An 11,898-nucleotide genomic window follows, 5' to 3' on the forward strand; every position below is an offset into this window, starting at 1 on the left:
CCGGTGCGGCCCGCACGACGTCCGTGCGTTGGTCGTTCAGATCCGGCGCTCGCGGCGGTAGAGCGAGCGGGCCCAGGCGTACCCTGCGACGCCGATCGCCAGGATCCAGCCCAGGGCCTGCGCCACGACGGCGCCCTCGAGCCCGCCGCCGGCCAGCAGCCCGCGGACGGTCTCGATGATGGGCGTGAACGGCTGGTACTCGGCGAACCAGCGCACCGCCGTCGGCATGGTCTCCACGGGCACGAACCCGCTGCCCAGGAAGGGCAGGAGCACCAGGATGAGCGGCATGTTGCTGGCGGTCTCGACGCTCTGGGCGTTCAGGCCCATCGCGACGCACAGCCAGTTCAGGGCGAACCCCAGCAGCACGAACAGCCCGAGCAGCGCGAGCCAGTCCAGGACGTCGGCGTCGGGCCGGTAGCCCATCGCGACGGCCGCGCCGAGCACCAGCACGAGCGCCGCCAGCGCCTGCACGAGGAACCCGAGCACCATCCCGGACAGCACCGACCCGGGCGCGATCGCCATGGTCTTGAACCGGGCCATGATGCCGCTGGCCGCGTCCATGGCGGCGCTGGTGGCGACCGACGTCGCGCCCCCGACCACGGTGATGACCAGCAGGGTGGGCGTGATGTAGTCGAGGTAGGCGGCGCGGCCGTCCGCGCCGGGCGCCACCCCGGGCGCCACGCCCGCGCCGAAGGCGCCGCCGAAGACGTACACGAACAGCAGCAGCATGACCAGCGGGCCGAGGACGAGGAACACGGTCAGCCCCGGGTAACGCACCGCGCGCAGCAGGCTGCGGCGCAGCATGGTCAGGACGTCGGCGACCGGGCGCGGGCGCGCGGTCACGGGAGCGGGGGCGGCGATGGCGGTCATCGGACGTTCTCCTTCGAGCTCGCGGCGTCGGCGTCGGGGTCGACGTCGGCCTCGGTGGGCGGTTCGGTGAGGGCGAGGAACACGTCGTCGAGCGATCCGGCGTCGTGCACGGCCTTGAGCTCGGCGGGGGTGCCCTCGGCGACGACGCGGCCGTCGTGCAGGACGGCGACGGAGTCGGCGAGCTGGTCGGCCTCCTCGAGGTACTGCGTGGTGAGGAGGATGGTGGTCCCGGCGGCGACGAGCGCGCGGACCTCGTCCCACAGGGTGCGGCGGGAGCGAGGGTCGAGGCCGGTGGTGGGCTCGTCGAGGAAGACGACCGACGGCGACCCGACGAGCGTCATGGCGAGGTCGAGCTTGCGCTTCATGCCGCCGGAGTAGGTGGCGACGGGCTTGGCGCCGGCGTCCGCGAGGCCGAAGCGCTCGAGCAGCTCGGCGGCCCGACGGCGGCCGGCCGCCTTGCCGAGGTGGTTGAGGTCGGCCATGAGGCGCAGGTTCTCGGCGCCGGTCAGTAGCTCGTCGACGGCGGTGATCTGGCCGGTGACGCCGATGGAGGCGCGGACGGCGTCCGGTTCCCGGTCGACGTCGTGCCCGGCGACGCGGACGGTGCCGGCGTCGGCCTTCAGGAGGGTGGACAGGACGCCGACGGTGGTGGTCTTGCCGGCGCCGTTGGGGCCGAGCATCGCGGTGACGGTGCCGGCCGGGACGACCAGGTCGACGCCGTCGAGCACGAGCTGGTCGCCGGACTTGGACCGGTAGGACTTGCGCAGGCCGGCCACCTCGATGGCGGGGCCGCGGGCGGTGGTGCTCATGGGGTGCTCCTTCGGTATGGCGGGCGTGCGGGGGAGGGCCACGGCGCCGCCGTGCGGCGCCGTGGTCGCTCAGAGGCTGCGGGCGGTGATGTCGCCGAGGGCGGTGGTCGCGTGGATCTCCAGCTCGGGGGTGCCGGAGTTCTGGAGCGAGTTGGAGATCCGGCCGAGGGCGGTGGAGGCGTCGAGGGTGGCCGAGACCCCGGCCGCGGCGACGATCGACACGCTGCCGGCCTGGGTGCTCGCCGTGACGGTGCCGCGCACCGCCTCGGCGACGCGGATGTCGCCCTTCGCCGTGCTGAGCTCGGCAGGGCCGGTGAGCCGGCCGACCTCGACGTCGCCCGCGAGCGTGGCGGCCCGACCGCCCGACGTCTCGTCGAGGGTGATCGTGCCCGCCGCGGTGTCGACGGCGACCTCTCCGAGACGCCCGACGCCGCGCACGTCGGCGCCCGCGGCATCGACCTTGACCCGCGAGCCCGCGGGCAGCTGGACCGTGACCTCGACTGACCCGGAGGAGCCGAGGACCTTGTGCTCGACCGGCGTCGTGACCCGCAGGACGCCGGCGGCGTACTCGACGGTGGTCCGCTCCGCCGCCTTCACGTCGCGGCCCTTCGAGGCGTCGGCGGGAAGGACCTCGACCGTGGTGTCGGGGCGATCGGCGGCGACGACCTGGATCCGGCCCGCAGGGACGTCGAGGACGAGGGAGACGGTGGTGGGGGTGTCGAACGTGTGCATCGTGCTCAGCTCCTGTGCTCGGCAGTGCTCCGTGTTTCTGACATGGGAAACGCTACGGTTGCGTTCGCAGATCTGGCAACAGCAATGTTGCATCGAACTCATAACATCCCAGGTCAGCCTGTAGAAAGTGTTGCACCTGGTCACAGGAGAACGCAACAGGCCGGCGTGGTTCGCGTTGCACGAGGCGCGGGACGCGAGCTAGCGTGGAGAGGACCGTGCAGCAGGGGGGAGGGCACGATGCCTGGAGGAAGGCTCACCAAGCAGGAACGTCAGCAGATCGCGATCGGGCTGTCCGACGACCTCGCCTATGCGGAGATCGCCCGGCGCCTGGACCGACCGACCTCGACGATCACGCGCGAGGTCATGCGCAACGGCGGGCCGAGCGCCTACCGCGCCGACCTGGCCCAGCGCGCCACGGAGCGCCGCGCACACCGCCGTCGGGCGACGGCGCCGACCGGGGAAAGGGCGCCGCGGCCGGCACACGGCCGCGACGACACCGCGGTGCGCGAGTACGAGGAGACGTTCACGACCCTGTTCATGGGGTCGGGGCTGTCGCGCATCCCCGCGGGCATCCTGACCTGCCTGTTCACCACCGACGCGGGCAGCCTCACCGCGGCGGAGCTCTCCCGACGCCTTGAGGTCAGCCCGTCGTCGATCTCGAAGGCGATCGCGTACCTCGAGGGCCAGGGCCTCGTCATCCGCGAGCGCGACGAGGGCCGCCGCGAGCGCTACGTCGCCGACGGCGACGTCTGGTACCAGTCGGTGATCGCCGCCGCCCGGACCAACGCCCAGCTCGCCGAGACCGCCCGGCAGGGGGTGCGGGTCTACGGGCGCGAGTCCCCGACCGGAGCGCGGCTCGAGAACATGTCCCGCTTCCTCGAGTTCGTCGGGGAGAGCATCGCCCGCGCGGCCGAGCAGGCGCGCGAGCTCCTCCACACCACGGGCGGGGCGAGCCCGGACGCCGACGGCAGGGCGAGCCCCGACCGGGAGTAGGCGTCGGGACGCAGGCCCGCTCGGGCGCGCCTCGCTCAGGGCCGCTCGGTCACGAGGGCGGAGACGCGCTGCATGACGCCGGGCACGTCGGCCTCCGCCGGGGGTGTGCGGTCGAGCATCCACTGCCCGATCTGCACGGACGCGTCCACGACCTCGCGGGCGCGCGGTTCTCGCCGCGCGGTGTACCGGCCGAGGAGCTCGTCGTCGACGCGGTCGCCGGCGAGGAGGAGCTCCGCGAGCACGGCGGCGTCCTCCAGCCCCTGGGCCGCCCCCTGGGCGACGGTGGGCGGGCACGAGTGCGCGGCGTCGCCGACGAGGACGACCCGCCCGCGGTGCCACGGCGCGTCGACGACGTGGGACTCGAACCGGGCGTAGTTGATGCGGGTGTCGTCGGTGAGGCACTCGCGGATGTCGTCCCACGGCCCGCCGTACGCGCCCGCGAGGTCGCGGAAGACGGCGACCTGCTCGGCCTGGGAGAGGCCGGTCCGGTCCTGGACGTCCTCGACGAGGTAGGCGTACATGGTGTCCGCACCGGTCGGGCAGTACCCGGCGATGTAGCAGCGGCCGCCGTGGGTGAGGTCCGTGCGCACGACGCCGGCGGGCCGGGGGACGGAGGCGCGCCAGATGCCCATGCCCGTGGCCCGTGGTTCGGTGGCGATGCCGATCGCGGACCGCGTCCACGACCGGACGCCGTCGGCGCCCACGACCAGGTCGTAGCGGCGGCCGGAGCCGTCGGAGAACGTCACCTCGACGCCGTCGCCGTCCTGGCGCAGGGCCGTGGGGGCGGTGCCGAACCGGACCGTGGCGCCGGCACCAGCGGCACGGTCGAGCAGGAGTCGCGCGAGCGCGGGGCGCGACATGCCCAGGGTGCCGGGCAGGTCGGGTCCGCCGGTGCGGACGTCGGGGATCTCGGCCACGAGCGTCCCGGCGGCGTCGGGGGCGCGGATGCCGAGCGAGTCGAAGGCGTACCCGGCCTCGCGGACCGGCTCCCAGACGCCGAGGTCCCGCAGGACGCGCAGGGCGTTGCCCTGCAGGGTGATGCCGGAGCCGACCCCGGGGACGCCGGGCCGGGACTCGACGATCTCGACCTGCACGCCGGCCTCGGCGAGCAGGATCGCGGTGGCGCACCCGGCGGCGCCACCGCCGACGACCAGGACGGACCGGACTGCGGGCATCGACGTCTCGCTTCCCCATCGGACGGTCCGGCCCGCGTGCGGCGGGCCGGGGATCTGCATGCGGACGGCGTCGTGCCGAAATACATCCTGTGACCTGCAGAAACGTGCCCGCCCCGCCGACAGTACAGCCTGCCGCGAGCGTGTCGTCCGTTCGCGGCCGACCGACGCGGCCGGCCTAGCGGGGGCTGTGCGGCGACGGCCGCACCTGGTCGCGCAGACGCCCCATGCGCGCGTCGAGGTCCGCGGCGACGCGGGCGGCGTCGTCGAGCTCGGCGGCCAGCTCGGGCGGCATGTCGGTGCGGTACTTGTACGCGAGCTTGTGCTCGGTGCTCGCCCAGAAGTCCATCGCGATCGTGCGGATCTGGAGCTCCACCGGGACGTGCTCCGTGCGGTCGGAGAGGAACACCGGGACGTCGAGGATGAGGTGCAGCGACCGGTAGCCGTTGGGCTTCGGGTTCGCGATGTAGTCCTTGGTCGCCAGGAGGCGCAGGTCGGGCTGCGCGCTGAGCATCTCGGCGATCCAGTAGACGTCGGAGACGAAGCTGCAGGTGATGCGGATGCCGGCGATGTCGCGGATCTCGGCGCGCACGGCGGGCACGGTCAGGTCGGTGCCCTGCCGCAGCGCCTTCTCGAGCAGGCTGTCCGGGGACTTCAGCCGCGTGCGGACGTGCTCGATCGGGCTGTAGTCGTAGGCGCTCTCGAAGTCCCGGCGGAGGATGTCGACCTTCGTCGCCACCTCGTCGATCGCGCACTGGTAGGACAGCAGCAGCCGGGTGAACGCGTCGCGGACGCCGCGCGCCTGGGCGAGCAGCTCCCGCGCGTGGGCGGCGTTCGCCGGGCCGGTCGATCCTGGCAGGTCGTGCAGGCGCGCGAACAGCTCCTCGGCCACGTGGTCCGCCGGGCGCAGGGGCGACGCCGGACCGGAACCGTCGTCGGACATCGGCACCCCTCGCTCGCCGGGCAGGATCGCAGTTCGAGGATACGAGCCTTCGCCGGGACCGGGCGGACACGGCCTGCCATGATGACGGCGTGAACCGTCAGGGCGTCGTGGGCGCTCCCGCGTGGGCCGCCGCCGTGTGCCTGCTGCTGGCGGCGTGCGCGCCGACGGCGTCGCCCCCCGGGCCGTCGTCCGGCTCGCGGTTCAGCGAGCTCCCCGCCGACCATCCGGTGCTGTCCACGACGCCCGCCTACGCCGCCCAGATCGTGGCGACGGCGCTGGCCGCCGCCGCGCCGACCACCCTGCGGTACGCCGACCAGACGAGACGGCTGGACCACACCGGCCTCACGGCCGACGAGATCGTCGCGGACTTCACGACCGGCGACCACTCGGAGGTGCTGACCGCCGAGGCGAAGCGCCAGCTCGCGGATCTGGTCGCCGCCGAGGCGGAGACGGCCGACCTCGCGTCCACCGACGTCGCGCCGTGCGAGGACGACGGCGTCGGCGGCGACACCCCGACCGAGGGCTGGCACGACGACGAGGGCGACGAGATCCTCGTGCGCGCGTGCGTGCACGTCTCCGGCACGAGGGACGGTCACGGCTCGGAGGACGACGTCACCACCGAGGAGGTGTGGCAGATGGTCGTCGCGACGAAGGTGCCAGCGGAGCCCGACGCGGTCGGGACGGGGGCGACCTCGCGGATCGTGCCGCTGGACGACGAGACGCTCCGCGCGATCGACGACTCCGGCCTGGCCTGGTACGAGTACGTGACGGGCGCCTGACGGGCGCCTGACGGGCGCCTGACGGGCGCCGTATCCCCGTGACCGTCCGGGGCCGGCCGTGCTTCGATGGCGCGATGCGGCCCGACGACGGCAACCCGAGGTCCGGCGCCTCCGTCCGCGTGTGGCGCGACGTGCCGGACGACGTCCGCGCCCTGCTGGAGTCGCGGCTTCCCGCCGCGGACCTGCGGACGCTGCTGCTCGACGTCGCCGCCGCCCGCGCGGGCGCGATCCGGCCCGCCGAGGTGCTCGCCCGCTGGCGCCAGGACCGGCTGGTGCGGCCCGGCGCGTCCGACCCCCGCCGGCTCGCCGCGCTCGAGGCCGCGCTGTGGGACGCCCTGCCCGACGCGTTCGACGGCGTCGAGCTCTCCCCGGTCGCGCCCCTCGGGACGGTGGCCGCGCTCGCGCCGGTCAGCCAGCACCGCGTCGTCACGACGATGCGACTCACGGAGGTCGTGAGCGACTCCACCAACGCGCTCGCCGTCGAGGCCGCAGCGCGCCGCGCCGAACGGCCGCGCGACGAGGCGGTCCATCTCGCCGCGGTCCAGCCCCAGCTGCGGGCGCAGGTCTTCGGCCCGGGCGCAGGGTCGCCTTCCGGCTGTTCGTGCTGGTCTCGAGCGCCCGTGATACCGGGTCGGGGCGCACCGAGGCGGACCTGCTCGTCCGGCACGTGCGGTACTGGCAGGACGTGCTCGGCCGCACGATCGCCCACCGGCGGCCCCGCGTCGAGCTGACGGCCTGGGCGGACGGCGCCGTGGCCGAGCGCCTCGCCGACACCGTCCTGCCCGCCGTGGCGCACGACGTCGTCCCCGCCGTCCTCGACGCGGCCCGCGAGAAGGGGCGTGGCTACTACGACGGGCTCGCGCTGGCCCTCACGGCGGACGACGGAGCCGTCGACCTCGGCGACGGCGGCCTCACGAGCTTCACGGCGCGGCTGCTGGAGAACCGCAAGGAGCGGTGCCTCGTCTCGTGCGTGTCGACCGAGCGGCTCGCGGAGCTGCGGGCGTCGCCGACGTCATGACCGCCACCCGGCGCGGGTCTACTCGAACCACGCCCGGCCGACGACGGCGGCGGTGCCGCGGGGCAGCGCCACCTCGCGGCCCTCGGCCAGCGCCCGGCAGGCACGCATCGTCTCGCTGAAGCCCCGGCGGCCACGGAAGCGCGGGTCGTCCCGCGGCTCCCCGGTCATGCCGCCCGCGTCGGGGGACCACGTCGCCGACCAGTCGCGGCCGCGCAGCGCGACGAGCGGGCCGCCGACGACCCGCACGACCTCCTGGTCGACGGCGCCGAGCAGGTCGGCGGAGCCGAAGTCGCAGGCGTCGCACCCGCAGTCGGGCTGCTCGTCGAGGGCGTGCTCCGGCGAGGCGACGGCGACCTGCAGCAGGTCCACGGTCGGGCCGTGGTCGGTCGGCCCGCCGTCGGCCTCCAGCAGGAGCAGGGGCAGCGTGCCCGGCCGCGACGACGCGACCCGGGTCCCGCGGGAGAACCGGCCGGGCTCGCGGGTGCCGTCGGCACGGACGCCGTCGACCGGCCCCAGCTCCTCGACCCGGACGCCGGGCAGCGCGCCGAGCACCTGCGCCCAGGCGCGGGCCCGGGCGTGCACGACGCGGTACTTCGCGGGGTCGGTGACGCGCGAGTACTCCGCCTCGCTCACCTCGGCGCCCTCGGGCCTCGGCGGCGGCCAGGAGGGCAGGTCTCCACGGGCGTACGCCGCGTCGACGCGGGCCACCAGGTCGTCGAGGTTCACGCGCCGACCCTACGACCGCCCGCGTGTGTACGACCGTACACACGCGGGCGTACGATCGGGCGCATGACTGTCGACACCCCGGCGCGCCCGGACATCGCCGAGCGCCGGGCGCGCGCCGCGGTGGGCGCCCTGTTCTTCACCAACGGGGCGCTGTTCGCCAACCTCGTGCCCCGGTTCCCGGAGATCAAGGCCGACCTGGGGCTCACCAACGCGACGTACGGGCTGACGGTGGCCGCCTTCCCGGCGGGCGCGATCGCGGCGGGGCTCGCCGCGGCCGTGCTGGTGCGGCGGTTCGGGTCGGCGCGCGTGGCGGTGGCGAGCACGGTGCTCACCGCGGTCTGCGTCTTCGCCGCCGCGAGCGCCCCGGCGCTCGCGCTCCTGATCCCGCTGCTGTTCGTCGGCGGCGCCATGGACTCGATCACCGACGTCGCGCAGAACGCCCACGGCCTGCGGGTCCAGCGCCGCTACGGACGCTCGATCATCAACTCGTTCCACGCGGTGTGGTCGATCGGCGCCGTCGTCGGTGGGTCGATGGCCGCGGGCGCGATCGCGCTCGGCCTGTCCCGGCCCGTGCACCTCGCCGTCACCGGGGCGCTGTTCTCCGCGGTCGCCGTCGTCGCCCTGCGGTACTGCCTCCCGGGCCTCGACGGCGAGGCGGACGACGACGGCCCGTCCGTGCGCGGTGTCGCGCCGGCGGTCGCGGTCTCGCGGGTGCGGACGGGGCTCGTGCTCGCGGCCCTCGTGCTCATCGCGGTGGCGGGGGCGCTCGTGGAGGATGCCGGCAGCACGTGGGCCGCGGTGTACGCGGCGGGCGCGCTCGGGGCGCCGGCGGCGCTCGCGGCCGCCGGGTACGTCGCGCTCGTGGGCGCGCAGTTCGTGGGCCGGATGCTCGGGGACCGGCTCGTCGACCGCTTCGGCCAGCGGGCCGTCGCCCGCGCGGGCGGGCTGCTCGTCGCCGTCGGCATGGGCCTGGCGCTCGCGTTCCCCACGGTGCCCGGCACGATCGCCGGGTTCGCCGCGGCGGGCTTCGGCGTCGCGACCCTCGTCCCGGCGGCGATGCACGAGGCCGACGAGCTGCCCGGCCTGCGCGCGGGCACCGGCCTGACGGTGGTGTCGTGGCTGATGCGGCTCGGGTTCCTGCTCTCGCCGCCGGTCGTCGGCCTCGTCGCCGATGCGTCGAGCCTGCGCGCCGGGCTGCTCGTGGTCCCGGTCGCGGGCGCGATCGTGATCCTCGCGGCGGGCGTGCTGCAGGGCCGCCGCGTCCCGCGTGCCGTCAGGACGTGACCTGGTCGAGCAGCGCGCTCATCCCCTCGCCGTCCATGAGCCCGATGACGTTGCCCGCCGGGTCGGTGAACCAGGCGCCGTCGCCGCCCTCCATGAACCCCCGCGCGATCCCCTTCTCGTCCTGGTCGAACCCGTCGTAGCGCTGGAACGGCACGCCCTGGGCGGTCAGGTCCTCGACCACCGGGTCGACGTCGTCCACCGCCAGGTGCAGGACGGTGAAGGTCGCGGGCCGGTGGTCCTCCTTCGCGTAGACGAACACGTGCGCGCCGCTGTCGAGGTGCAGCACCAGGCCGCCCCCCTCGGGCTGGGCGGTGACGCGGAACCCGAGGGTGTCCGCGTAGAACTTTCGTGCCGCGTCGGCGTCGTCCACCGAGAAGCTGGAGAACCCGCGCTGTGTCGTGACCATGGTCGTCGCACTCCCTCGTGACCGCCGGCGACAGCACGACGAGGCTCGCTGCGCGGCGCCGGACCCCTCCAGGTTCCTCCCGCGCGGCCGGGCTCGCCGCCCCCTGGCGGACCGCCACGGGGTGAATCATTCTTCCAATGGAAGATTCTCTGGGTAGGCTCGACGCGAAGCCCCCGACGGGCAAGGGCGTCCGGGGCAGGACGAGCGGAAACGAGGGAGTTCTCCATGTCGAAGACCACAGCGCGGCCGACCTCCGTGCAGCTCTATTCGGTGCGCGACGCCATCGCCGCCGACCTGGCCGGCGCGGTGGCGCGCGTGGCCGAGGTCGGCTTCACGCAGGTGGAGCCGTACGCGTTCCACGAGCGCGCCGACGACTACGCCAAGGCGTTCGCCGACGCCGGCGTCACCGCGCCGTCGGGCCACGCGCCCGTCATCGACGCCGCGGAGCCCGACGTCGTGCTCGACGCCGCGGCCCGGCTCGGCATCGGGATCGTCATCGACCCGTTCGTGCCGACCGAGCGCTGGCAGACCGCCGACGACGCGAAGCGGCTCGCGGACCGCGTCAACGAGCTCACCGTCCGGGCGGCGGCCCGCGGCCTGCGCTTCGGCTACCACAACCACCAGTGGGAGTTCGCGAACAAGGTCGACGGCCGCGCCGTGTTCGAGATCTTCGCCGAGCACCTCGCGCCGGAGGCCGTGCTCGAGGTCGACACGTTCTGGGCGACGGTCGGCGGGGCCGACGCCCCGGCCGTCCTGCGGTCCCTCGGGGACCGCGTCGTCGCGATCCACGTCAAGGACGGGAAGGTGTCCGGCGACATCGCGACGGTGCTGCCGTCCAGCGAGAGCGCGCTCGTCGTGCCGGACGCCCTCCAGGCGGCCTACGAGAACCAGACCCCGGCCGGGCAGGGCGACGTCGACGTCCCGTCGGTCCTCGCCGCGGCGCCGCAGGCCCTCCGGGTGGTCGAGTTCGACTCGTACTCCGGCGACGTCTTCGAGGGCATCGCCACCTCGCTCGCGTGGCTGCAGGAGAACGACCGGTGACCCGCGACGGCGTGGCCGGCGTCGGCCTGATCGGGGCGGGGAACATCTCCGACCAGTACCTGCAGAACCTCACGCGGTTCGCCGACGTCGACGTGCGCTTCGTCGCCGACCTCGACGTCGACCGGGCCGCCGCCCAGGCGTCGGCGTACGGCGTCGGCGCGTCGGGCACGACCGACGAGCTGCTGGCCCGCGACGACGTCGAGGTGGTCCTCAACCTCACCGTCCCGGCCGTGCACACCGAGGTCACCCGCCGGATCCTGGCGGCCGGCAAGCACGTGTGGAGCGAGAAGCCGGTGGCCCTGGACCACGACGGCGCCGCCGCGCTGCTCGCCGACGCCGAGGCCGCCGGGCTGCGGGTCGCCTGCGCGCCCGACACCGTGCTCGGCGCCGGGGTCCAGACGGCGCTGCGCGCCGTCGCGCGCGGCGACATCGGCGAGCCGCTGACCGCCACGACCATGTTCCACGTGCCCGGCCCGGAGGCGTGGCACCCGAACCCGAGCTTCCTGTACGGGCTCGGCGCCGGGCCGCTGTTCGACATGGGCCCGTACTACGTGACGACGCTGGTGCACGTGCTGGGCTCGGCGTCCCGGGTGCAGGCCGTCTCGTCGACGTCGCACCGCACCCGCACGGTCGGCTCCGGCCCGCTGGCGGGCCAGGTCTTCGACGTCGAGGTCCCGACGCACCACGCCGCGCTGATCCAGTTCGACGGGGGCGGCTCGGCCCAGTCGACCTTCTCGTTCCAGCACGCGCTGCCCCGGGCGGGGTTCGTGGAAATCAACGGCACCGAGGGCACGATCGTGCTGCCCGACCCCAACAACTTCGACGGGGAGAGCACGCTGTGGACGACGGGGCGGGCCGAGCCCGTCGTGCTGCCCGCCGAGGGTGCCGCCTACGGGCGCGGGGCCGGTGTCGTCGACCTGGTCCGCTCGATCCGGGCCGGCGAGCCCGAGCGGGCGTCGGGAGCGCTGGCGTCGCACGTGCTCGACGTGCTGCTCGCGATCCGCGACGCCGCGGACAGCGGCGCGGCGGTCGACGTGGCGTCCGTCGTGGACCCGGTCGCGCCGCTGCCCGAGGGCTGGGACCCGGCGGTCGCGACGCTGGGGGTGCCGGCGGCCGTCTGAGGCC

14 protein-coding genes are annotated in these 11,898 nt (G+C 74.8%); 7 read left to right on the forward strand and 7 right to left on the reverse strand.

Annotated features, from left to right (window positions below; translation table 11 throughout):
- Window positions 1–36: 36 nt before the first annotated feature.
- The 3 genes from ABD254_RS09720 to ABD254_RS09730 form a co-directional block, all read right to left on the reverse strand.
- A complete protein-coding gene (locus ABD254_RS09720; RefSeq protein WP_344247977.1) occupies window positions 37–870 on the reverse strand; it encodes an ABC transporter permease in 834 nt (277 codons plus the stop codon).
- Entirely contained in the window at window positions 867–1,679 is an 813-nt protein-coding gene (locus ABD254_RS09725) for an ABC transporter ATP-binding protein (RefSeq protein ID WP_344247979.1), read from the reverse strand. Before ABD254_RS09725 ends, ABD254_RS09720 begins: the two co-directional genes overlap by 4 nt.
- Window positions 1,680–1,748: 69 nt before the next feature.
- Window positions 1,749–2,411, reverse strand: a complete 663-nt coding sequence (locus tag ABD254_RS09730; protein WP_344247981.1) for a DUF4097 family beta strand repeat-containing protein — start codon at window positions 2,409–2,411, stop codon at window positions 1,749–1,751.
- A gap of 237 nt (window positions 2,412–2,648) precedes the next feature.
- Between ABD254_RS09730 and ABD254_RS21435 the strand changes: the two genes are divergently transcribed.
- Window positions 2,649–3,404: a helix-turn-helix domain-containing protein gene (locus tag ABD254_RS21435; protein WP_425553704.1), complete on the forward strand. Its 756-nt coding sequence runs from the start codon at window positions 2,649–2,651 to the stop codon at window positions 3,402–3,404.
- Between the two features lie 35 nt (window positions 3,405–3,439).
- Here the strand turns inward: ABD254_RS21435 and ABD254_RS09750 are convergent, their stop codons facing one another.
- Both ABD254_RS09750 and ABD254_RS09755 read right to left on the reverse strand, forming a co-directional pair.
- Window positions 3,440–4,579 (reverse strand): FAD-dependent monooxygenase, encoded by a 1,140-nt coding sequence (locus ABD254_RS09750; protein WP_344247983.1) that lies wholly within the window; start codon window positions 4,577–4,579, stop codon window positions 3,440–3,442.
- A 175-nt stretch (window positions 4,580–4,754) separates the two neighbouring features.
- Window positions 4,755–5,519, reverse strand: a complete 765-nt coding sequence (locus tag ABD254_RS09755) for a GTP pyrophosphokinase (protein ID WP_344247985.1) — start codon at window positions 5,517–5,519, stop codon at window positions 4,755–4,757.
- A gap of 89 nt (window positions 5,520–5,608) precedes the next feature.
- Between ABD254_RS09755 and ABD254_RS09760 the strand changes: the two genes are divergently transcribed.
- From ABD254_RS09760 to ABD254_RS09770, 3 genes are all read left to right on the forward strand, one after another.
- Window positions 5,609–6,298, forward strand: coding sequence for a hypothetical protein (locus ABD254_RS09760; RefSeq protein WP_344247987.1), 690 nt, complete (start codon window positions 5,609–5,611; stop codon window positions 6,296–6,298).
- 74 nt (window positions 6,299–6,372) lie between these two features.
- A complete protein-coding gene (locus ABD254_RS09765) occupies window positions 6,373–7,029 on the forward strand; it encodes a hypothetical protein (protein ID WP_344247989.1) in 657 nt (218 codons plus the stop codon).
- Window positions 6,984–7,316 carry a hypothetical protein gene (locus ABD254_RS09770; protein WP_344247990.1) on the forward strand — a complete coding sequence of 111 codons (333 nt, stop codon included), beginning with the start codon at window positions 6,984–6,986 and terminating at the stop codon, window positions 7,314–7,316. The genes ABD254_RS09765 and ABD254_RS09770 overlap by 46 nt, the downstream gene beginning before the upstream one ends.
- An 18-nt stretch (window positions 7,317–7,334) precedes the next feature.
- Here ABD254_RS09770 and ABD254_RS09775 read toward each other — a convergent pair whose 3' ends face one another.
- Window positions 7,335–8,042, reverse strand: a complete 708-nt coding sequence (locus ABD254_RS09775; protein WP_344247991.1) for a DUF6226 family protein — start codon at window positions 8,040–8,042, stop codon at window positions 7,335–7,337.
- A 63-nt stretch (window positions 8,043–8,105) separates the two neighbouring features.
- Between ABD254_RS09775 and ABD254_RS09780 the strand changes: the two genes are divergently transcribed.
- Window positions 8,106–9,326 carry an MFS transporter gene (locus tag ABD254_RS09780; protein ID WP_344247993.1) on the forward strand — a complete coding sequence of 407 codons (1,221 nt, stop codon included), beginning with the start codon at window positions 8,106–8,108 and terminating at the stop codon, window positions 9,324–9,326.
- On the opposite strand, the gene ABD254_RS09785 is transcribed toward ABD254_RS09780, so the two are convergent.
- Window positions 9,316–9,732, reverse strand: coding sequence for a VOC family protein (locus ABD254_RS09785; RefSeq protein WP_344247995.1), 417 nt, complete (start codon window positions 9,730–9,732; stop codon window positions 9,316–9,318). The genes ABD254_RS09780 and ABD254_RS09785 overlap by 11 nt on opposite strands.
- Window positions 9,733–9,957: 225 nt before the next feature.
- Between ABD254_RS09785 and ABD254_RS09790 the strand changes: the two genes are divergently transcribed.
- Together ABD254_RS09790 and ABD254_RS09795 are read left to right on the forward strand one after the other, a co-directional pair.
- Complete coding sequence (locus ABD254_RS09790) at window positions 9,958–10,773, forward strand: sugar phosphate isomerase/epimerase family protein (RefSeq protein ID WP_344247997.1); 816 nt, start codon at window positions 9,958–9,960, stop codon at window positions 10,771–10,773.
- The gene (locus tag ABD254_RS09795; RefSeq protein WP_344247999.1) at window positions 10,770–11,894 is read left to right on the forward strand and encodes a Gfo/Idh/MocA family protein; all 1,125 of its coding nucleotides are present in this window, start codon (window positions 10,770–10,772) and stop codon (window positions 11,892–11,894) included. The genes ABD254_RS09790 and ABD254_RS09795 overlap by 4 nt, the downstream gene beginning before the upstream one ends.
- Window positions 11,895–11,898: the final 4 nt, after the last annotated feature.

The organism is Isoptericola hypogeus (assembly GCF_039531145.1).
Lineage (GTDB): Bacteria > Actinomycetota > Actinomycetes > Actinomycetales > Cellulomonadaceae > Isoptericola > Isoptericola hypogeus.

What these genes read in the sequence shown, in the direction of transcription:
- ABD254_RS09730 (WP_344247981.1), bottom strand. Translation starts at nt 2,411, where the DNA reads ATGCACACGTTCGACACCCCCACCACCGTCTCCCTCGTCCTCGACGTC.
- ABD254_RS09750 (WP_344247983.1), bottom strand. Translation starts at nt 4,579, where the DNA reads ATGCCCGCAGTCCGGTCCGTCCTGGTCGTCGGCGGTGGCGCCGCCGGG.
- ABD254_RS09765 (WP_344247989.1), top strand. Translation starts at nt 6,373, where the DNA reads ATGCGGCCCGACGACGGCAACCCGAGGTCCGGCGCCTCCGTCCGCGTG.
- ABD254_RS09720 (WP_344247977.1), bottom strand. Translation starts at nt 870, where the DNA reads ATGACCGCCATCGCCGCCCCCGCTCCCGTGACCGCGCGCCCGCGCCCG.
- ABD254_RS09755 (WP_344247985.1), bottom strand. Translation starts at nt 5,519, where the DNA reads ATGTCCGACGACGGTTCCGGTCCGGCGTCGCCCCTGCGCCCGGCGGAC.
- ABD254_RS09790 (WP_344247997.1), top strand. Translation starts at nt 9,958, where the DNA reads ATGTCGAAGACCACAGCGCGGCCGACCTCCGTGCAGCTCTATTCGGTG.
- ABD254_RS21435 (WP_425553704.1), top strand. Translation starts at nt 2,649, where the DNA reads ATGCCTGGAGGAAGGCTCACCAAGCAGGAACGTCAGCAGATCGCGATC.
- ABD254_RS09780 (WP_344247993.1), top strand. Translation starts at nt 8,106, where the DNA reads ATGACTGTCGACACCCCGGCGCGCCCGGACATCGCCGAGCGCCGGGCG.
- ABD254_RS09785 (WP_344247995.1), bottom strand. Translation starts at nt 9,732, where the DNA reads ATGGTCACGACACAGCGCGGGTTCTCCAGCTTCTCGGTGGACGACGCC.
- ABD254_RS09725 (WP_344247979.1), bottom strand. Translation starts at nt 1,679, where the DNA reads ATGAGCACCACCGCCCGCGGCCCCGCCATCGAGGTGGCCGGCCTGCGC.